At 66.4% G+C, this 25,909-nt stretch carries 20 protein-coding genes; 9 read left to right on the top strand and 11 right to left on the bottom strand.

Annotated elements, in window-relative coordinates:
• Positions 1-12: 12 nt before the first annotated feature.
• Together QCE62_RS04575 and dnaE are read right to left on the bottom strand one after the other, a co-directional pair.
• Positions 13-1,080, bottom strand: a complete 1,068-nt coding sequence (locus QCE62_RS04575; RefSeq protein ID WP_309914836.1) for a glycosyltransferase family 4 protein — start codon at positions 1,078-1,080, stop codon at positions 13-15.
• On the bottom strand, positions 1,080-4,610 hold the full coding sequence (gene dnaE / locus QCE62_RS04570; RefSeq protein WP_309914833.1) for a DNA polymerase III subunit alpha: 3,531 nt from the start codon (positions 4,608-4,610) through the stop codon (positions 1,080-1,082). The genes QCE62_RS04575 and dnaE overlap by 1 nt, the downstream gene beginning before the upstream one ends.
• Positions 4,611-4,846: 236 nt before the next feature.
• Between dnaE and QCE62_RS04565 the strand changes: the two genes are divergently transcribed.
• Together QCE62_RS04565 and gluQRS are read left to right on the top strand one after the other, a co-directional pair.
• Positions 4,847-5,716 carry a sulfurtransferase gene (locus QCE62_RS04565; RefSeq protein ID WP_309914831.1) on the top strand — a complete coding sequence of 290 codons (870 nt, stop codon included), beginning with the start codon at positions 4,847-4,849 and terminating at the stop codon, positions 5,714-5,716.
• Between the two features lie 8 nt (positions 5,717-5,724).
• A complete protein-coding gene (gene gluQRS / locus QCE62_RS04560; protein ID WP_309914828.1) occupies positions 5,725-6,603 on the top strand; it encodes a tRNA glutamyl-Q(34) synthetase GluQRS in 879 nt (292 codons plus the stop codon).
• A 56-nt stretch (positions 6,604-6,659) separates the two neighbouring features.
• Here gluQRS and QCE62_RS04555 read toward each other — a convergent pair whose 3' ends face one another.
• The 4 genes from QCE62_RS04555 to purT form a co-directional block, all read right to left on the bottom strand.
• Positions 6,660-8,159 carry a DEAD/DEAH box helicase gene (locus QCE62_RS04555; protein WP_309914825.1) on the bottom strand — a complete coding sequence of 500 codons (1,500 nt, stop codon included), beginning with the start codon at positions 8,157-8,159 and terminating at the stop codon, positions 6,660-6,662.
• 603 nt (positions 8,160-8,762) lie between these two features.
• Positions 8,763-9,128 carry an MliC family protein gene (locus QCE62_RS04550; RefSeq protein ID WP_309914822.1) on the bottom strand — a complete coding sequence of 122 codons (366 nt, stop codon included), beginning with the start codon at positions 9,126-9,128 and terminating at the stop codon, positions 8,763-8,765.
• A 67-nt stretch (positions 9,129-9,195) separates the two neighbouring features.
• Positions 9,196-9,354: a DUF6726 family protein gene (locus tag QCE62_RS04545; protein ID WP_309919615.1), complete on the bottom strand. Its 159-nt coding sequence runs from the start codon at positions 9,352-9,354 to the stop codon at positions 9,196-9,198.
• 46 nt (positions 9,355-9,400) lie between these two features.
• A complete protein-coding gene (purT, locus tag QCE62_RS04540) occupies positions 9,401-10,663 on the bottom strand; it encodes a formate-dependent phosphoribosylglycinamide formyltransferase (RefSeq protein WP_309914820.1) in 1,263 nt (420 codons plus the stop codon).
• A gap of 335 nt (positions 10,664-10,998) precedes the next feature.
• Between purT and QCE62_RS04535 the strand changes: the two genes are divergently transcribed.
• Complete coding sequence (locus QCE62_RS04535; RefSeq protein WP_309914817.1) at positions 10,999-11,601, top strand: META domain-containing protein; 603 nt, start codon at positions 10,999-11,001, stop codon at positions 11,599-11,601.
• Between the two features lie 199 nt (positions 11,602-11,800).
• On the top strand, positions 11,801-15,325 hold the full coding sequence (locus QCE62_RS04530; RefSeq protein WP_409017785.1) for a DNA translocase FtsK: 3,525 nt from the start codon (positions 11,801-11,803) through the stop codon (positions 15,323-15,325).
• Positions 15,326-15,353: 28 nt separating this feature from the next.
• Here QCE62_RS04530 and QCE62_RS04525 read toward each other — a convergent pair whose 3' ends face one another.
• The 3 genes from QCE62_RS04525 to QCE62_RS04515 all read right to left on the bottom strand — a co-directional run bounded on the left by QCE62_RS04525 (position 15,354) and on the right by QCE62_RS04515 (position 18,430).
• Positions 15,354-16,427 carry a transporter gene (locus tag QCE62_RS04525; protein WP_309914812.1) on the bottom strand — a complete coding sequence of 358 codons (1,074 nt, stop codon included), beginning with the start codon at positions 16,425-16,427 and terminating at the stop codon, positions 15,354-15,356.
• Between the two features lie 87 nt (positions 16,428-16,514).
• Complete coding sequence (locus QCE62_RS04520) at positions 16,515-17,078, bottom strand: antimicrobial peptide resistance and lipid A acylation PagP (protein WP_309914809.1); 564 nt, start codon at positions 17,076-17,078, stop codon at positions 16,515-16,517.
• Positions 17,079-17,113: 35 nt separating this feature from the next.
• Positions 17,114-18,430, bottom strand: coding sequence for a lactonase family protein (locus QCE62_RS04515; protein WP_309914807.1), 1,317 nt, complete (start codon positions 18,428-18,430; stop codon positions 17,114-17,116).
• Between the two features lie 239 nt (positions 18,431-18,669).
• On the opposite strand from QCE62_RS04515, the gene QCE62_RS04510 reads away from it, so the two are divergent.
• Positions 18,670-18,822 carry a DUF3096 domain-containing protein gene (locus QCE62_RS04510; RefSeq protein WP_309914805.1) on the top strand — a complete coding sequence of 51 codons (153 nt, stop codon included), beginning with the start codon at positions 18,670-18,672 and terminating at the stop codon, positions 18,820-18,822.
• Positions 18,823-18,952: 130 nt separating this feature from the next.
• Here the strand turns inward: QCE62_RS04510 and QCE62_RS04505 are convergent, their stop codons facing one another.
• Complete coding sequence (locus QCE62_RS04505; protein WP_309914802.1) at positions 18,953-19,201, bottom strand: hypothetical protein; 249 nt, start codon at positions 19,199-19,201, stop codon at positions 18,953-18,955.
• Between the two features lie 508 nt (positions 19,202-19,709).
• On the opposite strand from QCE62_RS04505, the gene QCE62_RS04500 reads away from it, so the two are divergent.
• Positions 19,710-21,584 carry a glycoside hydrolase family 15 protein gene (locus tag QCE62_RS04500; RefSeq protein ID WP_309914799.1) on the top strand — a complete coding sequence of 625 codons (1,875 nt, stop codon included), beginning with the start codon at positions 19,710-19,712 and terminating at the stop codon, positions 21,582-21,584.
• Between the two features lie 385 nt (positions 21,585-21,969).
• Positions 21,970-23,241: a polyhydroxyalkanoate depolymerase gene (locus QCE62_RS04495; RefSeq protein WP_309807809.1), complete on the top strand. Its 1,272-nt coding sequence runs from the start codon at positions 21,970-21,972 to the stop codon at positions 23,239-23,241.
• A gap of 83 nt (positions 23,242-23,324) precedes the next feature.
• Here QCE62_RS04495 and QCE62_RS04490 read toward each other — a convergent pair whose 3' ends face one another.
• Positions 23,325-23,957, bottom strand: a complete 633-nt coding sequence (locus QCE62_RS04490; protein WP_309914797.1) for a TetR family transcriptional regulator — start codon at positions 23,955-23,957, stop codon at positions 23,325-23,327.
• 390 nt (positions 23,958-24,347) lie between these two features.
• Between QCE62_RS04490 and rsxB the strand changes: the two genes are divergently transcribed.
• Together rsxB and nth are read left to right on the top strand one after the other, a co-directional pair.
• The gene (gene rsxB / locus QCE62_RS04485) at positions 24,348-25,199 is read left to right on the top strand and encodes an electron transport complex subunit RsxB (protein ID WP_309914795.1); all 852 of its coding nucleotides are present in this window, start codon (positions 24,348-24,350) and stop codon (positions 25,197-25,199) included.
• 16 nt (positions 25,200-25,215) lie between these two features.
• Entirely contained in the window at positions 25,216-25,860 is a 645-nt protein-coding gene (gene nth, locus QCE62_RS04480) for an endonuclease III (protein ID WP_309807804.1), read from the top strand.
• The last annotated feature ends 49 nt before the right edge of the window (positions 25,861-25,909 follow it).

The following is a 25,909-nucleotide window of genomic DNA, read 5'->3' as shown; positions in this document are numbered from 1 at the left end:
CCGGCGTCAGGTTCAGCGCCGTTTCCCGGCGATGCCGCGCGCCAGCTCGACCAGCGCGCCGACATGCGAGGCCACTTCGGCGTCGTAGCGCACGGCGTCGACGCCCACGCGTTCGCCGGGGCGGCGTGACGCGAGAGCGGTTTGAACCGTGCGGCGCAGATCGTCCGCGTCGCCGGACTGGAACACGTGCCTGGCGTGGTCCGCGATGGCGTCGCAGCAGCCGATGCACGCCGGGAAGATCACCGGCGTCCCGCACATGACCGATTCGATGCCGACCAGCCCGAACGGCTCATAGCTCGACGCGAGGATGGTGAAATCCGCGGCGCGGTAGGCATCCTCGATGTTCTTCACGTACCCGATATAGCGCACATTCGCGGCGGGCGAGTCCGGCGCGCGGCCCGCGACGGCCACCACGACGTTCATGCCGGCCAGCGCCTGTTCGATCAGCGGCAGGCCCTTGCGCTCGTGACTGCTCGACGGAAACAGCAGCACCGTCTCGCCTTCCTTGAAGCCGAACTGTTCGCGCAGACGCGCGCGCGTGGCGGCATCCACCGGTGCGAAACGCGCGCGATCCACCGGCGGATACAGCACGCGGATCTTCGCGGAATCGATGTGATAGAGCGTGCGCAGTTCGTCGGCCATCATGTCCGAATGGGCCACGATCACCTCGGCCTGCGCGTATTGCCGGCGTTCCAGCGCGATCTGCCGCGTGTCCGACGCTTTCTCGCGCCGCCCGGTGGCGCGCAGGAAGCCGATATGCGTGCCGCCGCAAATCGCGATCTCCGATCCCTCGACGCGATTGCAGCCGATCAGCACGTCCACCTTTGCTTTCTTGCGGGCGCGCTTCAATGCCCACGAGAAATACGCGTCGCGCAGCTTGCCCGGCAGGAACGACACCTTGATGCGATGCGCCTCGACCAGCTTGCTCTCCGGCAGCGCAGTGTCGATCTTGCGTGCGAAGAAGGCAGGCTTGTCGCGGCCGTCGAAGCCAGCGGCGGCGAGGCCGCGCACGAGGTCCATCGCGTAGCGTTCGAGACCGCCTGAATGCTTCAGCGCATTCGCCGAAATGCCGAGCCGCATCAGTAGACGATCTCGATCGCGCTGCCCGCGAACTCGCCGCGCAGCGCCAGGATCAGCTCGTCGGTAGGCTTGACGCGCCAGGCGTCGCCCAGACGCACTTCGCCTTCCGCATGTTCGCTGCGATACACGACGCTCACGTTCAGACCGTTCGGTATCGGTGCAGGCTGCCGCGAGCGCCCGCCGTCGCGGCCATTCTCACGGCCGTTCTCGCGCACAGGCGGCGCCTCGCTCTGCGCGCCCGCCGCATGCGCTTCGAGCACGCGGCGCAGGCGCAACGAATCCGCGTTGCCGTTCATCTCGACCTTCACGGACTGCGCATAGCGGCTGCGCGCGCGCTCCAGATCCATCGCGGTATCGACGGTGAAGCGGATGCCGCCCGTAAAGGCGTCGTTGCGCGCCATGCCCTGCACGACGAGCAACTCGTCTTCCTTGAACAGCGCCTTGTTCGCCTCGAACTGTTCGTTGAAGACGGTGACTTCGCACTGGCCGCTGCCGTCGTCGAGGTTGACGATCAGCATCTTGCCGCGCTGGGTCATCTGCGTGCGCATCGACGAGATCACGCCTGCGATCAGCTTGTCGCGGCCTTCCTTCAACTCGCCGACCTTCTGGCGCACGAAGCGCCGCACTTCGCCCTTGTAGGCGTCGAACAGGTGACCCGACAGATAGAAGCCGAGCGCGGTCTTTTCTTCCTGCAGGCGCTTCTTGTCCGACCACTCCGCTTCCTCGACATACTCGTGCTTCGCGAGCGGCGCGTCGCCCATGTCGAAGAGTCCGGCTTGCATGGCATTGGCGGCCGCCTGATCCGCGGCTTCCATTGCCATCGGCACGGAGGCGAGCAGTTGCGCGCGGTTCGCGTGCATGGTGTCGAACGCGCCCGAACGGATCAGCGCTTCCACCGTGCGGCGGTTCACCACGCGGCGGTCGACGCGCTCGCAGAAGTCGAACAGGTCGGTGAACGGCCCGTCCGCGCGCGCACGCAGGATTTCCTCGATGGCGTTCTGCCCGCTGCCCTTGATCGCGCCGAGACCATAGCGGATGGTCTTCGAGCGCGCGCCATTGGCTTCCGCGACCGGCTCGAAGCGGTACGCCGACTGGTTGATGTCCGGCGGCAGCACCTTGAGGCCGTTGGTCGCGCAGTCCTCGAAGAGGATCTTGACCTTGTCGGTGTCGTCCATGGCGAGCGACATGTTGGCCGCCATGAATTCCGCCGGATGATGCGCCTTGAGCCACGCCGTGTAATAGGCGAGCAGCGCATAGGCCGCCGCGTGCGACTTGTTGAAGCCGTAGCCCGCGAACTTCTCCATCAGGTCGAAGATCTCGTCGGACTTGGCGCGCGCGAGGCCGTTCTTGGCCGCGCCTTCCGCGAAGATCTCGCGATGCTGCGCCATCTCCTCGGCCTTCTTCTTGCCCATCGCGCGACGCAGCAAGTCCGCGCCGCCGAGCGAGTAGCCGCCGATGATCTGCGCCATCTGCATCACCTGCTCCTGGTAGACCATGATGCCGTAGGTCTCTTTCAGGACAGGCTCGACGCGCGGGTCCGGATACTCGACGATCTCGCGCCCGTGTTTGCGCGCGCAGAAGCTGGGGATCAGGTCCATCGGGCCCGGACGGTACAGCGCCACCAGCGCGATGATGTCCTCAAAGCGGTCCGGCTGCGCGTCCTTCAGCATGCCCTGCATGCCGCGGCTTTCCAGCTGGAACACGGCGACCGTGTTGGCCTTCTTCAGGACGGAGAACGAAGCGGGATCGTCGAGCGGCACCTGCGCGAGATTCCAGTCCTGCTTCGAAGGATCCAGACGGCGGATGTAGCGCTCGGCCCAGTCCAGGATGGTGAGCGTGGTCAGGCCCAGAAAGTCGAACTTGACGAGGCCGACTGCTTCCACGTCGTCCTTGTCATACTGGCTGACGACGCCGCCGTCCTCGCCCTGCGTATAGAGCGGGCAGAAGTCGGTAAGCTTGCCCGGCGCGATCAGCACGCCGCCCGCGTGCATGCCGACGTTGCGCGTCAGCCCTTCCACGCGCTGCGCGAGTTCGAGCAGCTGGTGCACTTCGTCTTCGGCGTCGAAGCGTTCCTGGAGCGTGGGCTCTTCCTTCATCGCGTCTGCGATGGTCACGTGCTTGCCCGGCTTGAACGGGATCAGCTTCGCGACGCCGTCGGTGAACATGTAGCCGAGATCGAGCACCCGGCCGATGTCGCGCACCGCGGCCTTCGCGGCCATGGTGCCGAAGGTGGCGATCTGCGAGACGGCATCCGCGCCGTACTTGCCCTTCACGTACTGGATGACGCGGTCGCGGCCTTCCTGGCAGAAGTCGATGTCGAAGTCGGGCATCGACACGCGTTCCGGATTCAGGAAGCGCTCGAACAGCAGGTTGTAGCGCAGCGGGTCCAGGTCCGTGATGCCGAGTGCATACGCGACCAGCGAGCCGGCGCCCGAACCGCGGCCCGGACCGACCGGCACGCCATTGTTCTTGGCCCACATGATGAAGTCGGCGACGATCAGGAAGTAGCCCGGAAAGCCCATCTTGATGATCGTGCCGCATTCGAAGTCGAGCCGCGCGTAATAGGTCTCGCGCTGCGCGTCGCGTTCGGCGGTATCCGGATACAGCTGTTCCAGACGGACTTCGAGCCCCTCCTTCGACAACTGCACGAGGTAGTCGTCCAGCGACATGCCGTCCGGCGTCGGGAACAGCGGCAGCTTCGGCTTGCCGAGTTCGAGCGTGAGATTGCAGCGCCGCGCGATCTCGACCGTATTCGCGAGCGCGGAAGGAATGTCCGCGAACAGCGCGCACATCTCGTCCTGCGTGCGGAAAAACTGGTCCTGCGTGAAGCGCTTTTGCCGGCGCGGATTGGCCAGGATGTCGCCTTCCGAAATGCACACGCGCGCTTCGTGCGCGGTGAAGTCGTCGGGCGTCATGAACTGCATCGGATGCGTGGCGACCACCGGCAGGCGCAGCTTGGCCGCGAGCCTGACCGCTTCCTGGATATACGCCTGCTCGCCCGGCTGGCCGGCGCGCTGCAATTCGATATAGAACGCATCCGGGAACAGTTTCGCCCAGCGTTCCGCGTGACGTTGCGCGCTGGCCGCATTGCCGGCCGCGAACGCCATGCCGATATCGCCCGTCTGCGCGCCGGACAGCGCCAGCAGACCTTCGGCGAGCCCCTCTTCGAGCCACTCGGTCAGCACCTCGGCGCGGCCGCGATACTGGTTCGTCAGCCATGCGCGGCTCAACAGCTCGCACAGGTTGAGATAGCCCTGCTTGTCGCGCACGAGCAGGAGCAGGCGCGCTGGCTTGTCGCGGTCGGCGGGATTGGTGATCCAGACGTCGCAACCGGCGATGGGCTTGACACCCTTGCCACGCGCTTCCTTGTAGAAACGCACGAGCCCGAAGGCGTTGCCGAGGTCGGTCAGCGCGAGCGCGCCCTGACCGTCATTTGCGGCAGCTTTGACGACGTCGTCCAGCCGCACGATGCCGTCGGCAATCGAGAATTCGGAGTGGACGCGGAGATGAACGAAGCGGGGATCTGACATGGCGGTATTGTACATGCGGGTCGTTCGCGCGAACCGGCGGGCGGGCGCGCTGGCCGAACGGACAAGGCCCTGGCCACGCGGCCAGCTTGCGCAATCGCAAGCCTTGGCGGAACGGCCGGACGGGCCTTTCGGCGCGCGACGAACACGCGCGCCGTTTGCGAGATAATACGGCCTTTGCGCGGCTGCTTCCGGCCGCACTTTTTACCCGTTACAGCCGTTTCGCGCGTCGTCTGATCATGAGCATCCTGAACCTCTCCGCCTATAAATTCGTCACCATCGAAGACGGCCCGGCCTGGCGGCCGCTCGTCACCGAACGCTGCAACGCGCTCGGGCTCAAGGGCACGATCCTGCTGGCGCCGGAGGGCATCAATCTTTTCATTGCCGGGCCGGTTGCCGAGGTCCGCGCCTTCATCGATTACCTGCGCGGCGACGCGCTCTTCGGCGGCCGTTTCGCCGACCTGCAGTTCAAGGAAAGTCTCTCGGAAAAGCAGCCGTTCCGCCGCATGCTGGTCAAGCTCAAGCGTGAAATCATCACGATGAAGAAGCCCGCCATCAGGCCGGAACTCGGCCGCGCGCCTTCCGTCGATGCCCCCACGCTGAAAGTCTGGCTCGACCGCGGTCACGACGACACGGGCCGCCCGGTCGTGATGCTCGACACGCGCAATGCGTTCGAGGTCGATGTCGGCACCTTCGAGCACGCGCTCGATTACCGCATCACGAAATTCAGCGAGTTTCCGGAAGTCATCGAGCAGAATCGCGCGGATCTCGAAGGCAAGACGGTCGTGTCCTTCTGCACCGGCGGCATTCGCTGCGAGAAGGCCGCGATCCACATGAAGGAAGTGGGCATCGATCACGTGTATCAGCTCGAAGGCGGCATTCTCAAATACTTCGAGGAAGTCGGCGGCGCGCACTACACGGGCGAGTGCTTCGTGTTCGACTACCGCACCGCGCTCAATCCCGATCTCGAGCCGACCGCCACCGCGCAGTGCTTCGGCTGCCGCGCGGTGGTGCCGGCGGAGGCGCAGAAGTCGCCGTACTACACGCCGGGCAAGACCTGTCCCGCGTGTCATCCGGACGCAAAGACCGGTAACAGTCAGGCAGCCTGAGCGGCCCGATGACCTACCGCGGCCGCTTCGCGCCTTCGCCGACCGGTCCGCTGCATGCCGGCTCGCTCGTGAGCGCGCTTGCGAGCTTCCTGGATGCGCGCGCGCACGGCGGCAGCTGGATCGTGCGGATCGAGGACGTCGATGCCCCGCGCACCGTCGCCGGCGCCGCCGACGAGATTCTCGCGACGCTCGCGCATTTCGGCATGAATTCGGACGCGCCGCCGGTCTGGCAAAGCACACGCGACGCCGCGTATCAGGCTGCCTTCGAGCGCTTGCAGGCAACCGGGCTCGTCTATCCGTGCGGCTGCACGCGGCGCGAAATCGCGGATTCGCTCGTGCAGGCTCATGAACGCCACGCGACGCTCGCCTATCCCGGCACGTGCCGCGACGGTCTGCATGGCAAGCCCGCGCGCGCATGGCGCCTGCGCGTGCCGGACGGCGATGCGGCGCGCATCCGTTTCGTTGATCGCTGGCAGGGTCCGCAGACCCAGGATCTCGCGACCGAAGTCGGCGATTTCGCGTTGCGGCGCGCGGACGGACTGTGGGCGTATCAGCTGGCGGTCGTCATCGACGATGCCGAGGCCCGCATCACGCATGTCGTGCGCGGCGCCGATCTGCTCGACTCCACCGCGCGGCAGATCTATCTGCAACGGTGTCTCGGCGTGCCGACTCCGGACTATCTGCATGTGCCGGCGGTCAACAGCGCGAGCGGCGAAAAGCTCAGCAAGCAGACGGGCGCGGCGCCGCTCGATCACCATGCGCCGCTCGGCGCGCTGATCGAGGCCGCGCGGCATCTGGGCATCGAGGTGTCGGCGGACACGCTCGACGCCTTCTACAGCGCGGCGACCAGCGCATGGGCGAAACGCTACGGGCCCGACGCGCAATAGAAAAAGGCAGCCGCGCGGGCTGCCTTGTTCATTCAGTCAGCAATGCAATCAGGACATCACGACGTCTTGCGCGGCATCCCCAGCCCGCCGAGCAAGGCCGCGAGCGGCTGCTTCGGTGCGCTCTTGCGCTCGGGCTCGACCGTTTCGTCCTGACGTTTGATCGCCGACGGCGACGGCTCGTAAGGCTTCAGGAAGAACTCGTCGACCGGCTGCTGGCGGCCGCGCGGACGATCATGCCCGGCCGGCCCGCGACGGCGCGCACCCTCTTCGCGCGGCGCGTGCCGATGCTCGCTGCGCTCGCCCCGTTCCGCACGGCCGAAGCGCTCTTCACGACGCGGCGAAGACGAACCCGACCCGTCACGACGTGCGGGCATCTTCACTTCCAGCGGCTCGACTTCGAGCGGACGCTTGATCAGCTTCTCGATGTCCGCCAGTTGCTTGCGCTCGTTGGCGCTGCACAGCGAAAGCGCGTCGCCCGATGCACCCGCGCGCCCCGTTCGGCCGATGCGGTGCACATAGTCTTCCGCATTGAACGGCAGGTCGAAATTGATGACGGCGGGCAGCTCGGCGATGTCGAGCCCGCGCGCGGCCACGTCGGTCGCGACCAGCGCCTCGACTTCGCCGCGCTTGAACGCGTCGAGCGCCTGCATGCGCTCGCTCTGCGAGCGGTCGCCGTGAATCGCCGTGGCGACAATGCCGTCGCGTTCCAGCACGCGAGCCAGACGGCTCGCGCCGATCTTGCTGTTGCAGAACACGATGACCTGCTTGAGTTCCCGTTCGCGGATCAGTTGCGCGACCGCGCTCGACTTGTCGCTCTCGTGGACCTCGTAGACGATCTGCCGCACGTTCGCGTTCGTCGAGTTGCTGCGCGCGACCTCGATGGTCTGCGGGTTGCGCAGATAGGTCGACGCCAGCTTCTTGATCTCACCCGAGAAGGTGGCCGAGAACAGCAAGGTCTGGCGCTCCTTCGGCAGCAGGTTCAGGATGCGCTGCAGGTCCGGCAGGAAGCCCATGTCGAGCATGCGGTCGGCTTCGTCGAGCACGAGCATCTGCACCTGGCCGAGATTCACCGTCTTCTGCTGGACGTGATCGAGCAGACGCCCCGGCGTTGCGATCAGGATCTCGACGCCGCGGCGCAGCGCGTCCGACTGCGGATTCATGTCGACGCCGCCGAACACCACCGTGCTGCGCAACGGCGTGTGCTTCGAGTAGGTCTGCACGTTGGCGGCGACCTGGTCGGCGAGTTCGCGCGTCGGCGTGAGCATCAGCGCGCGCACGGGATGGCGCGCCGGCGACGCGCTGGTATTGGCGTTCGGCAACAGCCGTTGAATGATGGGCAGCGAAAAGCTGGCGGTCTTGCCGGTGCCGGTCTGGGCGGCGCCCATGACGTCGCGGCCGGCGAGCACGACCGGGATGGCCTGGGCCTGGATGGGCGTCGGCGTGGTGTAGCCGGACTCGCGCACCGCTTTCAGGATGTCGGCGGACAAACCGAACTGGTCGAACGAAGGCGCGGCGGCCTCGGCGGTGGACGGGTTCGTGGCGACGGAATCGGACATGGTGACTATATTGGCTATCGCTAAAAATCCGCTCGATGCGGAAGGCGCAAGGAACCGGTCGATCTGGCGCGACCGTTGGCTTCGGTGGCATTCGGTCCAGTCGGTTTCCTGCGCGGATGTGTTTCGGTGCGTTCGCGGCGCGTCGGACGCGCGCGGGCGCGTGATGCCGGGCACTGCGTTCGTGAGCGAGCCCGGGTCGCCCTGTTCAATTGCGAATCTGCGGCTTGCAGACTTGCGTCGATGGAACACGCTTTCCGTGACGTTTCCATGGCAGCGTCGCCGCCGGACGGAGAAGCGTTGCCGGCCTGCCGGACGCCGTGCAGCGGGTGAATGTGCCGTTCCGCTGCAGGCCGGCCAGCCATTTCATTTCAGCGGTGGACTATGGCCACGCTCGGTTGGCTGCCGGCGCCTGCCTTCGAGGGCGTGGCCGCAAGCGGCGCCGCCACACCGGGACTAACCGACCGCGCGCTTACCGAGGCCGTAAAGCCGCACATTGTAGCACCGCCTGCACAAGCGCTCCGGCCGCATCGGCGGGGCCGCCCGCAGCGGTGCGCAGCCTGCCTTGCGCCCGGGCAGGTTCCGATGCGATGGTTCCCGCCCTGACTACTTGCGCTCGACGCAATCGGCCAGCAGCGGCGGCGAGTCTTTCGCGGCCAGCTCGTCGTAGAGGTTGGCCTGGGGACCCTTGGTCCACCACGTATACTGGTCAGCGACGTACTTCGCGCCCGATCCCGCGACGACACCGACGAACAGCAGCTTGCGCCCGTCGACGGTCAGCGCCGCGAAGCTCTGATGGTTCCGCGCGTTGGTGTACTGCACGGAAACGGTCTTGCCGTCCTTGCAGTCATAGCGCGCGTTTTGCGTCGTTGCCGTCTGAATCTGCGGCACGGTCAGCGGCATGGCCTGCGCGGCCTGGGCGCCCAGCGCTCCGAGCACCATGGCAATGGCGAATGCGGGAAGTGTCTTCATGGTTCGTTTCGGGTTCGTTTTCAAGTCGGCGCAGTGGCTTCCGTGTGCATCCGGCAGATGCCCGCCGTCAGGGATCGATGACGTCGGCGCAGGCGTCGGTGGGCGCCGCCGCGACATGCCCCACCACCGGCACGATCTTCAGTCCCGCCGAGGCGATCCGGCACGGCGCGGCCGCCAGTCCGCATCCCGAGAGACCCAGGGTGGCCGCGATCAGCGCGGCCAGCATGCTTGCTTTCACTTGTCTGCTCCCGCCGGCCCGATCAGCCGCGCATTCATTCAACCTTCACCGGCCGCACCTTCGACGCCGCCTCGCGCGCGCGTGCGCGCGCTTCGGTGGTGTCAGCGCCCGTCGCCAGCGCGACGCCCATGCGGCGCTTCACGAAGCTCTCCGGCTTGCCGAACAGGCGCAGGTCCGCACCCGGCACCGCGAGCGCCTCGGCGACGCCCTCGAACGCGATGCCCGCCTCGTCCAGCCCGCCATAGATCACAGCCGACGCGCCGGGCGTGCGCAGAGCCGTATCGACGGGCAAGCCGAGGATGGCCCGCGCGTGCAGTTCGAACTCCGAAAAGCGTTGCGTGGCCAGCGTCACGAGCCCCGTGTCGTGCGGCCGCGGGCTGACTTCCGAGAACCACACGTCGTCGCCGCGCACGAACAGCTCGACGCCGAACAGCCCGCGCCCGCCGAGCGCCGTCGTCACCTGCGCCGCCACCTCGCGCGCGCGTTCCAGCGCGACCGGGCTCATGGCCTGCGGCTGCCAGGACTCGACATAGTCGCCCGCCACCTGCACGTGACCGACCGGCTCGCAGAAATACGTCTGCGTGGCGCCGCTGGCAGGGTCCGCCGCGCGCACCGTCAGCAGCGTGATCTCGTATTCAAAATCGACGAAACCCTCGACGATCACGCGCCCGTGATTCACGCGCCCGCCCGCCAGCGCGTACTGCCATGCGGGCTGGACGTCGGCCTCGCTCCTGAGCACCGACTGCCCCTTGCCCGACGACGACATCACCGGCTTCACCACGCACGGAAAACCGATCCGGCCGATCGCGGCCTTCAGTTCGTCGAGCGAGTTGGCGAACGCGTAGGGCGAAGTGGGCAGGCCGAGCGTTTCGGCGGCGAGCCGGCGAATCCCCTCGCGATTCATCGTGAGCTGCGTGGCGCGCGCGGTCGGGATCACCGTGACCTGGCCCGCCGCCTCGATGGCCGCGAGCGCGTCCGTGGCAATGGCCTCGATCTCCGGCACGATCAGATGCGGCTGTTCCTGCTCGATCAGCGCTTGCAGCGCGGCGGCATCGGTCATGTCGATCACATGGGCGCGATGCGCGACCTGATGACCCGGCGCGTTCGCATAACGGTCCACGGCGATCACCTCCACGCCCAGCCGCTGCAACGCAATGATCACTTCCTTGCCGAGCTCGCCCGCGCCCAGCAGCATGACGCGCGTGGCATGCGCCGAAAGCGGCGTGCCGATGCGCGCTGCGCCCGTGTTGGCTGCTTGCGGGCCGCTCGCGGCTGTGCGGGGTGAAACGATGGACATGACGTGCTCCGGAATGAAACGTGAAGTGTTGAATGCTGAACGTGCTGCGGCGGCGGGATCCGCGGAATGGGCCGGATCTGATTGGGCGCGATGTTAACACGCAGCGTCCGCGCCGCGAGACTCGTCCGTTTGGCCAGCGGACAGAACCGAAAGTTCGCCGGCGATCTCGGCATTTCGCCTGTTGACCTGCATCGGCACGATTGAATTCCCTGACCGTCGCAATCATTGCGGCGACAATTCACTTGCTGCTTGTTGCCGCTTGTTGCGCTTTGTCGCTGGACAAATCGTAGGACGAGTGCGATACGCTTACGGTTTCGCCCGCTCCAGGATCATCGATGCCCACGTCCCTCTTTCGCGCGTCCACTGCGCGCCCATCGTCCCGTTTTCTCTCGCGGATCACGCGCACGGCCGCCGGAGCGGGCGCCGCGTTGGTCGTCGCGAGCCTGGTTGCCGGCTGCGCGATCCCGAAACATTCGGACGCGAGCGCACCGCCCACGGACCCGTACAATCCCGCCGCAACGCAGTTGCTCGATGACACCCAATGGCAACTGACCCGCTGGACCGATGCGAACGGCCAGACCCGCGCGGTCCCGGGCGAGGCCCAGGGAACCGCCCAAACGGATGCCGCCAGTGCCAGTTCCGGCCAGCCCCTCACGCTCGACTTCTCGACCGCCAGCGGCCGCAGGCGCGCGAGCGGCTTCGCGGGCTGCAACCGCTTTGCCGGCACGTACGATCTGAAGGACGGCAAGCTCAGCTTCGGTCCGCTGGCGGGCACACGCATGGCCTGCCCGGGCGGCACGGGCGCCGCGCTCGAGCAGCCCTATCTGGACGGCCTCGCGCATGTCGCGAAAAGCGGCGTGCAGATGAATCCGCCGCAGTCGCTGCAACTCACGCTGGAGGACGGACAGGTGCTCGTCTTCGCGCCGCGCGCCAAATGAATCCGGCATGCGCACAGCGAACATGGCGAGCCCATGAGCGCATGTGTTGCGTGCTCGCGGCAGGCGCACTTGCAGGCACATGGACAGACGCGCCACCCGTTAAACTGCTCGCTCCAACCGCCCGGCCTCCTCGTGCAACACACCCGGCCGGGCAGCACCCCCTGTCTCATTCAACATCGGTTCAATCTCAGGCATGCACATGGTAGTTCTCGGCTGGTTCGGTGCATCGGTCATCTGGTTCGGCTTCCTGCTCTGGCGCCTCGTCAGGCTGGCGTTGCCAGGCGGCGCCGCGCGCCGCGGCCCCGGCACGATCCGCCTCTGGCTCGGCTTCATCGCCGTACTGCTTTCAAGCAGCATCCTCGAAGGAACGCTGGCTCGTTCGCTCGAGACGCAGTTGAACATCAATCGATGCGGGCGCGCGCTCGCATCGGCCCTGAGCGACCTGGCGCATCCGTCCGGCACGGGCGCGCTGGCCGCGCTGGTCCTCGCCATCTTCCTGCCGTGGCTGGTCGAGTTCAACTGGCGTAGCGTGCTCGCCTGGGCCGACGAGGCCTTCGGCTTCGGCCTGCCGCAAAGCTGGCTCACGCCCCGCGAGCGTCCGGCCGAGGCGCGGCTCCGGGAAAGTCGCGGTCAATCGACGCAATCGGCCCGCGACAAGTCGGCCGGCTGGTTCGAGCGCCGTGCACAGGCCCGCGCCGCGCGCGCCCCGCGCGAGGTCCAGGAGCGCAGCGTCCGTGCCGAGCGCTCCGACGCGCCCACCTCGCGCGTCGCGCCCGACGAACCGACGCTCGGCCTGCCTACGGCCAGACGCGGCAGCCGCTACCAGCGGCCGACGCCATGGCGCCCGCCCGCCGTGGGCAAAAGCGCCACGCGGCACCCGAACGGCGCAGCGGAAGCCCGCACGCCGCGCGCAGGCCTCGACACCGCCGACGCCGCGCTCCGTCCGCAACCGAGCGAACCTGTCGCGCCCGCGGGCTGGCTGAAGCCCGGTGCGCCGTCGTCCGTCGCCGCCCGCGACGGCCATTCGCCTTATCCGGCGCGGCAGGCTTCGGCGTTCGCGGCATCGGGTTCGGGCCTGCGGGCATCCATCGCCGCCGACGCGCCCGCCAGCCCGAAGCCCGCTCCCATCAACCCGGGCGTGAATCCGGGCCTGAACCGCCCGCGCGGAGCCCCCACGTCGATGCCTGCACCGCGCACTTCGGCTGCGGCGAGCTCGGTGAGTTCGGTGAGCGCATTCGCCACAGCGCACGCGCCCGCCGCTGCAGGCTCGCGCATCGCTGCACGCGGCCCGGTCACGGGTTCGCAGCCTGCATCCCCCGGCGTCAGACGCGCTCCGTTGAATCCAGGCGCGGCACCCGTCGCGCGCGAATTCACACCTGCCCCGCTGGCCGCGCCCGCCTTTTCCCGCCCGCCGACGCCACCCGCACCGGCCGGTCCTCCGCCCGCGCCCGAATCGATTCAGGCGACGCTGCGTTCCATCGAGGAGAAAACGGCCTTGTGGACCTCGCTGGCCGGCGCGAGCCTCGCGCGCGGACACGTGGCCATGGCGAGATCGAGCCAGCCGGCGAGTGAAGAAACCTTGCCCGCGCAGACCGAGCCGGCGCCGCACGAGTCGAGCAAGCCTGATGTCGAGCAGACAGCGATCGCCGAGCCGCACATCCATCGCGAAAGCCACGATTTCGCCGACACGCCGCTGATCGACGCGCACCTGATCGCCCCCGCGCTCGTCGAGCCTGCGCCCTGGTTCGAGATGCGCGTGCCTGAGCCGTTGGCGTCGGCGCTGCCCGTCATGCCGCCCGCGCCGCCCGACCCCGAAATCGACGCACCTGCCATGGAGCCCGCGCCGGAAGCCGCCCTCCCGCCTGAACCGCCGCTGCCTGAAATCAGCGAGCCGTCTCCTGCCGTGACGCCGCTCGACGAAGCCCTGCGCGACGCCGACCAGACGCCGCCGTGGCTGGACCTGCCCGAAACCGTGGCCGACAGCGTCGAGCCGCCCGCGCCGCCGCGCTTGCACATGCTCGAAGCACCCGCTGAGGAAGCGCTGGAAGACGAGCAAGACGCGGATCGACGCCAGGTGGCCGGCGACGAATGGGCGTCGCGCTCGAACGTCGTGCGCTTTCCGATCACGACAACAGCCACACCGGCCCCGACGCCGGCTGTACCGCCCTCCCCCGCCGAACCCCGCGCGCCCGTGCGCGGCTTCACCTCGACCGAGTTCGAATTCCACGCACCTCATGCGTCGCCCGTCGAATTGCCCGGTCTCGACCTGCTCGAGCCCGCCGCCGACGAAAGCGAGCCCGTGTCCGAGGAGCGTCTGCTCGACACCGGCCAGTTGATCGAGCAACGCCTGCAGGAGTTCAAGGTGCCGGTGACGGTGGTCGGCGCATCGGCCGGACCGGTGATCACGCGCTTCGAGGTCGAGCCGGCGCTCGGCGTGCGCGGCAGCCAGATCGTCGGCCTGATGAAGGATCTGTCGCGCGGCCTCGGCCTCACGTCGATCCGCGTCGTCGAGACGATTCCGGGCAAGACCTGCATGGGCCTCGAATTGCCCAATCCGAAGCGCCAGATGATCCGCCTCTCGGAGATCCTGCGCGACGACGTCTATCGCACGTCGAAGTCGAATCTGACCATCGCGATGGGCAAGGACATCGTCGGCAATCCGGTGGTCACGGATCTCGCGAAGGCGCCGCACATGCTGGTCGCGGGCACGACCGGCTCGGGCAAGTCGGTCGCGGTCAACGCGATGATCCTCTCGCTGCTCTACAAGGCGAAGCCCGAGGACGTGCGCCTCATCATGATCGACCCGAAGATGCTCGAGCTCTCGGTCTACGAAGGCATTCCGCATCTGCTCGCGCCTGTCGTGACCGACATGAAGCTCGCGTCGAACGCGCTCAACTGGTGTGTCGGCGAGATGGAGAAGCGCTATCGCCTGATGTCGGCGGTCGGCGTGCGCAATTTGCAGGGCTTCAACCAGAAGATCCGCAACACCGAAGCTGCCGGCAAGAAGCTCTCGAACCCGTTCTCGCTCACGCCCGACGCGCCCGAGCCGCTCTCGACGCTGCCGCTCATCGTCGTCATCATCGACGAGCTGGCCGACCTGATGATGGTCGCCGGCAAGCAGATCGAGCAGCTGATCGCGCGGCTCGCGCAGAAGGCGCGCGCGGCCGGCATCCACCTGATTCTCGCCACCCAGCGTCCGTCCGTCGACGTCATCACGGGCCTCATCAAGGCAAACATCCCGACGCGCGTGGCGTTCCAGGTGTCATCGAAGATCGATTCGCGCACGATTCTCGACCAGATGGGCGCGGAATCGCTGCTGGGCGCCGGCGACATGCTGTTCCTGCCGCCCGGCACCGGCTATCCGCAGCGCGTGCACGGCGCGTTCGTCGCCGACGACGAGGTGCATCGCGTGGTCGAGCATCTGAAGCAGTTCGGCGAGCCGGAATACGAGGAAGGCATCCTGTCGGGTCCGGCAGCGGAAGGCGGCACCCAGGACCTGTTCGGCGACACGCCGGACGCCGAAGCCGATCCGCTCTACGACGAAGCCGTGGCTTTCGTCGTGCGGACGCGGCGCGCGTCGATCTCGTCGGTGCAGCGGCAGTTGCGCATCGGCTATAACCGCGCGGCGCGGCTGGTCGAGCAGATGGAAAGCGCCGGCCTGGTCTCGCCGATGGGCAGCAACGGCAACCGCGAAGTGCTCGCGCCGCCCGGACCGGGCGAGTAAGGCCGGCGTCCGGGCGCAAGCCCGGACCTCACCAGAGCCGCAGGCGGCGCAGCAGGAAGATCGTGACGGCGGCGCACGCCGTCATCACGCCCACGACCACCCAGAACGACGCCGGGTCCTTCGTGCCCGGCAGCCCCGCCACGTTCATGCCGAAGATGCCGGTCACGAGCGTCGCCGGCAACAGCAAGGCCGACATGATCGCCAGCCACAGCAGCTTGCGGTTGATGTCCTCGGAGAGCGCCGCCGCGATCTCGTCCTGCAGCAGCTTGGCGCGCTCGTAAAGTCCTTCGAGCCCGCCGCCCAGACCATTGAGCACCTGGATTGCCTGCACCAGCGCTTCCATCGAACGCGGCTCGGCCCATTCGAGCCGGCGCAGCACGAGCTGGGTCAGCGCATTGCGCTCCGGATCGATGAAGCGCTTCACCTCCACGATGCGGCGCCGTACATCGCCCAGCAGCGCGCGGCAGCGTGAATGCCCGCCTTCGAGCACGGTTTCCTCGACATCGTCGAGACAGTCGCCGAGTTCGTCGATGCGATCCGCGAAGGTGTCGTTCAGCGCGCGAATCAGGCCCGCGAAGAGATCCACCGGATCGCGGAAGGTCGTGCCTTCGAGCAGCGCGTGACGCAGGCGGTCGGTGGATTGCAGCGGCCGCGCGCGCACCGTGATCATCCGGTGCCGGTCGACATAGAAACGCAGCGCGCCGGTCGCGCGGTTCGCTTCGCGCGCGTCGGGCGCGGCTGCATTGGCCGTCTTCGCGACGAGTTCGAGATCCGCCACGACCCCATACATGAAGTTCGTGCCGATATGCACGCGCGGACGCTTGTCCTCGCCGTTCAGGAATTCCCGCGCCACATCCGGCATCGACGCGACGCCTTCGAGCCAGCCTTCGACCGTGTCGTCGTTGGCGGACAGATGCAGCCACGTCATGTTCTCGCCGACGATCGACGCACGCGCCTCGTCCCAGGTCAGCCGCAGCGCCTGGCCGCCGGTAAAGCGAAATGCCGTGATGAAACCCGGCGGCGCCGAGACGTCGCGTTTATCGCCGGGGTGGTGAGAGTCCGTCGCGCGTTCGCGCGCTTCGATCGGTCTGGTCGTATTCAAAGTGCTTTCCCTGCTGTTGCCTTGCGTCTGCATCAACCGAGGCTTTCGCTGCATAAGAGCCGAAGAACGGCGGTGCGTCGCATCGTACTAGAACTCGTAGCGTCCCCAGAAGAACGCGACGTCGCCGTCGTTGAGGCCCGGGATGCGCGGGATGATCGTCGCCATGACGGACGCGCGCCGGTAACGCACCGAACCCACCGGCAAGGCGAGCGGCAGTGGCGCGTAGTGCGCCACGTCGCTGCGCGCCGTCACGCCGACGAAGAATCCCCCGCCCGCCTGCAGACCGCCCAGCACCGGCTTCGTGTACCACTGGCGCGCGTAACCGCCGATAGGCTCGACGTTGTGATGCGAATCCGAGAACGCGAAGGCGAACAGGATGTCCTCGTTGCCGTCGGCGCCGGTCCAGTGCTTGCCCAGGCCGCCGCCGTACGACCACGGATTCAGTTCCTTGCGGTTGTCGAAGCCGTCGATGTGCCAGCCATAGCCCGTCACGTAGAGATCCCAGGTGCCGTCGCGCGCGACGCGCGTCACCCGCTCGCACGCCGACGCCATCCAGTCGCGCTGGTAGTCGCACTGGCCATCGGCCGCATGCGCCCCGAGCGGCGCGCTCAGCGCAAGCGCCGTGAACAGCATGAGGAGGCTTCGCTTCATCGTCGTAGCAACGGCGGCCCGTTGACCACCCGCGTTCAGGAAGGCGAAACGAACTTGAAGTCGACCGGTGAGCCGATCGACAGCTGCTTCGGATCCGATGCAAGCTCACCCGTCTGCGGATCGCGCCGGTAAAAGTAGACGCTGTCGCTTTCCTGATTGCCGACGACGAGCCAGCGCCCGGTCGGATCGATCGCGAATTCGCGCGGCGTCTTGCCGAGCGTCGGATAACGGTGCAGCAGCTTCAGCTGGCCGTTCGACGGATCGACCGAGAATGCGACCAGTTCGTTCGCGTCGCCGCGGTTGGTCGCGTACAGGAAGCGTCCGTCCGGCGAGAGATGCAGCGCCCCGCCGCCAATCTTGCCCCGGAAGCCCGACGCGAACATCGGCACGCTTTGCGTCTGCGTGAGCTTGCCGTCGCGGTAATCGAACACCAGCACGGACGCGCTCAGCTCCGTCGTCAGATAGCCGTGCCGGCCGCTGGCGTCGAACACCAGATGGCGCGGGCCGGAGCCTGGCGTGATCGGCGTGTAGCGCGCCTCGGTCGGGCCGAACAGGCCGCGGCTGCTCGCGGCCGGGTCCGGCGTGTAGCGGTAGGAAAACACCTTGTCGACGCCCAGATCCTGCGTGAACAGATACTTGCCGTCAGGCGAGAACACCGTCGAGTGGACGTGCGAGTTGTCCTGACGACCCTTCACCGGACCGGCGCCCTCGTGATGCACGGTCAGGACGGACGTGCCGACGCGGCCGTCGGCGGCCAGCGGGAACACCGCGAAGCTGCCGCCCGGATTCGACGCGACCGAGTAGTTGGCGGTCAGCAGATACTTGCCGTCGGGCGAGATCGCGAGATAGCAGGGATCGTTGCCTTCCGACGAGACCCGGTTGAGAAAGCTCAACTGTCCGCTCGCGCGATCGAAGCGAAACGCGCTGATGCCGCCGCGCTGCGAGGCGGGGCCGTTGTCGCCGGGCAATTCGTTCACGGCGTACACGTAATTCCGGTCGCGGCTCACGACGAGATACGACGGATTTACCGTCTGCGCCGACGCAATGCGCGACAGCTCGCCGTTGGCCGTGTCGAAACGGTAGACGTAGATGCCCTCGCTCTTGCCGCCGGCCGTATAGGTGCCGATGAGCAGATCGAAGACCTGCGAGCCGGCCGCATTGCCCGCGGCGCCGTCCGCCGCACTGCTCGTCGAGGCCGGCGCGGCGGACGTTTGCGCGAAGCTCTGCGCTGCCGCCAGCGACAGCATCAGCGCGATCCCGCGCACCCAGGCCACCGGCTTCCGGCGCGTCAGGCGCGCGTCTTGCAAGGTGCGGGGGAACGTGGTGACGCCGCCGAATGGGCTCGAATGCATGAAACCTCCTCATCGTCTTTTTGCTGCGTGTTGTTCAGGGGCGATGCGCGACCGTCGCCTGCGCGGGCCTCGCGTGGCCGACGACGTGCGGGAGCAAGTTCTGCTCCAAAGCTCGCCGAAGGCACCGAAGGCACGCAAGGCGCATGACGGGTTCGGGACTTCATGAAGACAGTGTCGAGTCCAAGATACACCACGCACGACGGGCCAACCGATTCGAACCAACAACAGGAGTTGCCGCCATGACCGTTCATCTCGCACTGGGACCGCTGGTTTCGCTGATCGCCGGGATCCTGATTCTCATCATGCCGCGACTGCTGAATTTCATTGTCGCGATTTATCTGATCGTCATCGGGCTGATCGGCCTGTTCGGCATGGGCTCGATGCATTTCTGAGCACCGCGGCGCGCACGCCTTTCCCCCTGCGACGAACGCGCGAACGCGAATGCACGGCTCGCGCCGCGCATCCGCGTCAGAGGTGTTCGCAGTGGGAAAAGCCCGGCGCAAACGTGCCAGGAACGGCGGCTCAGCCGTTGGCGAGCCGGTCCAGCCGCAGCCGCCCTTGCAGCGACAGCGCACCCACCGCCACACCGCTCACGCCGAAGGTGTAGCGGCTGAAGCAGCCGCGCTCGGTGAGAAAGGCGGCGGCGGTTTCCATGGCATTACGCGACAGGCCCAGATGCCGATGATCGAGCGTGAGCAGCGCTTGCGTGTCCGGCATGTCGCTGGCGGCGGAAAGGATGGCGATGCAATCGGCTTTCGACGGATAGAGCATGGAATTCCGTTCCTCGAAAACGCTACGTTGAAGGCGGGACCCACTGCGCAGGCTTGGCGACAATGAGCAGGACGACCAAACAGGACGACCAAACAGGACGACCAAACAGGACGGATGAAACAAAACAGAAAGACCGGTGAAAGCAGGCTGACGCGCCGCGCCTCTGAATTAGCGCTACTACCTTTCACGAAGCTTCATTCTAAACATCAGCCGAATGGCGGATCAATGGCTGGAACGGCGCAAGATCCGTCTTTTTCCGCCATACCGGCGTGGCATGCAGTCGCATGCCCGAGGTGGTGCTATGTGCTGCCAGATGGCGCGATTCCCTGCCCATATCGAACGATTGCGGCAGAATGCGGCCAGAAGGCATGCACGCGGCGCGATCCAGAACCCTTCGTCCGATGGCGTCGCGCTTCGCCCAGGATGTGCGCAGCGTCCCGGATCCTTTGCTTAACCCACGGCGCGTGTCGACGCATGACGCACGCCGCAAGCAGGAAGATGTTCGCTTATGCCCGCTTTGATTGAAGACTACGCCATGGTCGGCGACGGCCACACGGCCGCCCTGATTTCCCGCAACGGTTCGGTCGACTGGCTCTGCTGGCCGCGCTTCGACTCCGCCGCCTGTTTCGCCGCGCTGCTCGGCACGCCCGAGCATGGCCGCTGGCTGCTCGCCCCCGAGATGCCCGATGGGGAAGCGCCCGTCATCACGCGGCGCTATCGCGGCGACACGCTCGTGCTCGAAACCGACTTCGAGACGCCCCAGGGCGCGGTGACGATCATCGACTTCATGCCCTTGCGCAACGGCCATTCGGAACTCGTGCGCATCGTCGTCGGACGACGCGGCACGGTGCGCATGAAGATGGAGCTGGTGTTGCGCTTCGACTATGGCTCGGCCGTGCCATGGGTCAGCCGTCTTCCCGACGACAGTGGCATCCGCGCGATCGCCGGTCCGGATCTCGCCGTGCTGCGCACGCCGGTGGATCTCGTCGGCGAGAACATGCGCACGACCGCCTGCTTCGATATCAGCCCGGGCGAACGCGTGCCTTTCTCGCTGTGCTATTCGCAATCGCATTTGCGCCTGCCGCCCGCACACGATCCTCACACCCAGCTCGCCCGCACCGAAAACCACTGGAGCGAATGGTCCAGCCAGAGCGAACTCACCGGCCAGTGGGCGCCGGCCATCCGCCGCTCGCTCATCACGCTCAAGGCGCTGGCCTACGAGCCGACGGGCGGCATCGTCGCCGCGCCGACGACCTCGCTGCCGGAACAGCTGGGCGGCACGCGCAACTGGGACTATCGCTACTGCTGGTTGCGCGACGCGACCATCACCCTGCTCGCGATGATGCGCGGCGGCTACTACGACGAAGCCCGCGCCTGGCGCGCCTGGCTGGGCCGCGTGATGGCCGGCTCGCCGGCGCAGATCCAGATCATGTACGGCATCGCGGGCGAGCGCCGCCTGCCCGAATGGGAGGTCCCCTGGCTGCCGGGCTACGAGGGCGCGGCGCCGGTGCGCATCGGCAACGGGGCGGTCAACCAGTTGCAGCTCGATGTCTACGGCGAAGTGATGAACGCGCTGCACCTTGCGCGCGTGGGCGGCCTGCAGAGCGACGAAACCGCCTGGTCGATCCAGTGCGCGATGCTCCAGCATCTCGACACCGTCTGGCAGGAACCCGACGAAGGCATCTGGGAAGTGCGCGGCGGCCGACAGCACTTCACCTTTTCGAAGGTGATGGCGTGGGTAGCGTACGATCGCGCGATCAAGTCGGCGGAGACCTTCGAACTGCCGGGCCCGATCGACCACTGGCGCGACATGCGCTCGCGCATCCGCACCGAGGTGCTGAAGAAGAGCTGGAACCCGAAGCTCAACTCGTTCACGCAGGCCTACGGCAGCGAAGCGCTCGATGCGAACCTGCTGCTGATCCCGTTGCTGGGTTTCCTGCCGCCAAAAGATCCGCGAGTAATCGGCACCGTACATGCGATCGAGACCACTTTGACGCACGATGGTCTCGTCAAGCGCTATCACACGACCGAAGTCGAGGATGGCTTGCCGCCGGGGGAAGGCACATTTCTGGCTTGCAGTTTCTGGCTGGTGGACAACCTGGCGTTGCAGGGCCGGATCGACGAGGCGCACGCGATGTTCGAGCGGCTCGTGGGCCTGGCGAACGATGTCGGCCTGCTGGCAGAGGAGTACGACACGGTGGCGAAGCGCATGGTGGGGAATTTCCCGCAAGCCTTCACGCACGTGGCGCTGGTGCACACCGGGATGAACCTGATGCGTCACGAAGAAGAGATGGCGAAGGCGACCGGGCAGCCCTCCGGCGCCGAAGGGCACGCGGAAGACGCGGCGCAGGCGGAGATCGACGCGGCCTCGGGACAGTCCTAAATGCTTGTTTTTGCTGGCGGGAATAATGCTCGGACGGTAATATTGGTGCAACGCACAAAAATTATCCTGTTTTTAAGTAGCATCTGAAGTGTTGTGTAAAAACCGGCAGTTTCGACCGACCAATTGAATCGAACGCACATTACCCGGAAAATATTGCACTCAAGATCGAAGAAGCTGCGGTCGTCAAGTTCCGTTTGTGTTCAAAGAGCATCGCTTCCTGTGAAGCGGCAGTGATCGCAGAAAGACAGTGCCTCGGCCGTGCGGCGTCAGCCCGCCGCGCAGCCGGGGATCATCCAGTACCGTTGAACGTCGTCGCCGGGCCGTCTTTTTTCGGGTCGCAGGCATCAACGGGGTACCGGTTCCGACCGGAGTTACCGGGGCAACCATGCTCTATCAAATCCACGAATTCCAGCGAGCGGTGCTGTCTCCCCTCACAGCATGGGCTCAGGCCGCATCGAAGTCCTTCGTCAACCCGGCCAGCCCCCTCGCCTACGTGCCCGGCTCCACGCGCTTCGCCGCGGCCTACGAACTGCTCTACCGGCTGGGCAAGGATTACGAAAAGCCGGAGTTCGAACTGCATCAGATCGTCAAGGACGGTCACAACATTCCTATCGTCGAGCAGACGGTCATCGAGAAGCCCTTCTGCCGGCTGCTCCGCTTCAAGCGCTTCGCCGATGACAGCGCCACCGTCACCAAGCTGAAGAACGAACCCATCGTGCTGGTATGCGCGCCGCTGTCCGGCCATCACTCCACGTTGCTGCGCGACACGGTGAAAACCCTTCTGCAGGATCACAAGGTCTACATCACCGACTGGCTCGACGCCCGCATGGTGCCGATCGAAAACGGTCCGTTCCATCTGGACGACTACGTCGAGTACATCCAGGAGTTCATCCGTCACATCGGCGCGAAGGACCTGCACGTGATCTCGGTGTGCCAGCCGACCGTGCCCGTGCTCGCCGCCATTTCGCTGATGGCGAGCCGCGGCGAAGACACGCCGCGCACGATGACCATGATGGGCGGCCCGATCGACGCGCGCCGCAGCCCCACATCGGTCAACTCGCTGGCGAACGAGCATTCCTACGAATGGTTCGAGAACAACGTCATCTACACGGTGCCGGCGAACTATCCGGGCGTCGGCCGCAAGGTCTATCCGGGCTTCCTGCAGCACGCGGGCTTCGTCGCGATGAATCCGGAGCGCCATCTGACCGCGCATTGGGACTTCTATCAGAACCTGCTGCGCGGCGACGACGACGACGCCGAGCAACATCGCCGCTTCTACGATGAATACAACGCCGTGCTGGACATGGCCGCCGAGTATTACCTCGAGACCATCCGCATCGTGTTCCAGGAGTTCCGGCTCGCGGAAGGCACGTGGGAAGTGAATGGCGAGATGGTGCGTCCGCAGGACATCAAGCACACGGCGCTGTTCACGATCGAAGGCGAGCTGGACGACATCTCCGGCAGCGGCCAGACGCGCGCCGCGCATGACCTGTGCACCGGCCTGCCTGCGAAGAACAAGCGCCACTTCACGGCAGAGAAGGCCGGCCACTATGGCATCTTCTCGGGCCGCCGCTGGCGCACGATGGTGTATCCGCAACTGCGCGAGTTCATCCTCGAACACGACAAGCAGCCGAAGAGCGAGGCCGTGCCCGCCTGAGGTCCGCTTTCAGCGCAGCATCAACAAAAACGTCGCGCCTGCTTCCAGGCGCGACGTTTTGTTTTCTGCGACCCACACGGCCTTCAGCGCCGCGTCAGATAGGCCAATAACAGTTCGGTATTCATGCGCACGATCTGCTCGCGCTGATGGGCTTCGTTGAAGTCGAGCCCGAAGGTCGCTTCCAGCGTGAAGCGGTTTGACACGATGTAATAACCGAGACCCGAGAGCGTGACGTAGAACCTGAGCGGTTCGACGTCATTGCGGAACAAGCCGGCTTTCTGGCCGCGCTCGAGAATGGCGGTCAGCGTTGTGACGATGGGCGAGATCAACTCGCGGATCCGGTTCGATCCCTTGATGTAGCGCGCCTCATGCAGGTTCTCGTTGTTGATGAGACGCAGCAGTTCCGGATGATCGCGGTAGTAATCCCAGACGAAATGCGCGAGACGCGTCATGGCTTCGATGGGCGCGACGCCATCCAGTTCGAGCGTGCGCTCCGCTTCGACGAGCGCGGACAGCGCATGCTCCAGTACCGCCGTGAACAGCTGCTCCTTGCTGCCGAAGTAGTAATAGAGCATGCGTTCATTGGTTTCGGCCCGGCGCGCGATCTGGTCGACGCGGGCGCCGAACAGGCCACCGGCTGCAAACTCCTCCGCGGCGGCAAGCAGGATACGACGCCGGGTGCCTTCAGGATCTCTTTTGATTTTCGGCTGATTCATGGTGGCATGATTCGAGAGCCGCGTTGCCGGATGAGCGCCACGCAGCCCGGGACGGGAGACATGACGTGAACGGGCGCGCCAAGGTGATTGGGGAACACCGTCCTGCAGTCCAACGAAAGCGATTTGATTATGCGCATATCGAAGAACGTTGGCAATTGGGATTGAAAGCTGGCCGTCACGCCCCTGCCGACTTCGGCGATAATGACGGACAAACCGGGCACGCGCCCGCTGACGGAACGCGTGACCTGCCCCACATGCAACAGGCCTGGACCAGGCAGTGTGAGAGCTGCTTCGAACCCGCAGCGCTTCCGGCGCCTTCGAAGCGTCCGGCCAACGCGGCAACGCCCGCATCCACGCTGCGTCAATTTCCCGGCATCAAAGCACTTCCCCGTGACCGCAACCGTTTCCAGGACGCTCGCCGAGCGCATCGAAGACCTGCTGCCGCAGACACAATGCACCAAGTGCGGCTACCCGGCGTGCCGGCCTTATGCCGAAGCCATCGCCGCCGGCGAGGCCAACCATAATCAGTGCCCGCCGGGCGGCGCCGAAGGCATCGCGCGCATTGCGGCGCTGCTCGGCAAGCCGGTGATCCCGCTCGACACGACGCATGGCATCGAACGGCCGCGGCCGGTAGCCGTCATCGACGAAAGCGTGTGCATCGGCTGCACGTTGTGCATGCAGGCCTGTCCGGTCGATGCCATCGTCGGCGCGGCGAAACAGATGCATACGGTCATCACGGAACTGTGTACGGGCTGCGACCTGTGCGTGCCGCCCTGCCCGGTGGATTGCATCGCGATGATTCCCGTCACCGGCACGCGCACCGGATGGGATGCCTGGAGTCAGCCCGAAGCCGACGCCGCCCGCACGCGTCACGACCGCCGCACGGCGCGTCTCGAGCGCGAGCGCGCGGCCGCCGAAGCGAAGGCGAACGCGCGCCAGGCATCGCGCACCGCGCAGGCGGCGGAGACAAGCGCGGCGACCTCCGCGCCACAGTCTCCGTCGCTCGCGCAGCCCGCCCCGGCAGACGATCCCGAAGCGAAGAAACGCGCGATCATCCAGGCCGCGCTGGACCGCGCGCGCAAGAAGAAGGAAGAGATGGCGAAGCTGGGGGCGGGACCGAAGAATACGGAGCACGTGAGCCCCGCGGTGCAGGCGCAGATCGACGCAGCCGACGCGCGCCGCCGCCGTCTCGGCCTGAAAGAAGACAACCCCGCGCCGCAGGATCCCGATAAACCCGCGTGAACACGGACCTCGACCCATGAACGCCAGGAAACGCCACGCGATCTTCGAAACGCTGCAGAGCCTGAACCCGCATCCGGTCACCGAACTGGAATACACGACGCCCTTCGAGCTGCTGATCGCCGTGATGCTCTCCGCGCAGGCCACCGATGTCTCCGTCAACAAGGCGATGCGCAAGATGTTTCCGCTCGCGAACACGCCGGCGGCCGTGCTGGCGCTCGGCGAGGAAGGCGTGACCGAGCATATCCGCACGATCGGGCTTTATCGCACCAAAGCGAAGAACGTGATCGCGACGTGCCGCATTCTGATCGACCAATACGGCGGCGAGGTGCCCGACAACCGCGAGGCGCTCGAAGCGCTGCCGGGCGTCGGCAGGAAGACGGCCAATGTCGTGCTGAACATCGCGTTCGGGCAACCGACCATCGCCGTCGATACCCATATCTTCCGCGTCGCCAATCGCACCGGTCTTGCGCCCGGCAAGGACGTGCGCGCAGTGGAAAGCGCGCTCGAAAAGTTCACGCCGAAGGAATTCCTGCACGACGCGCATCACTGGCTGATCCTGCACGGCCGCTACGTCTGCAAGGCGCGCGTGCCCGAGTGCTGGCATTGCGTCATCGAGCCGCTGTGCGAGTACCGGCCGAAGACGCCCGCGCCGGTGGAGTAAGCCGGGTTTGAGCGGCGAAAAGCCATGCGGGCGTACAATACCGGGCTAC

Origin of the sequence: Caballeronia sp. LZ033 (assembly GCF_031451265.1) — a bacterium.
Classification (GTDB): domain Bacteria; phylum Pseudomonadota; class Gammaproteobacteria; order Burkholderiales; family Burkholderiaceae; genus Caballeronia.
This window is presented reverse-complemented; position numbering and strand designations above follow the sequence as displayed.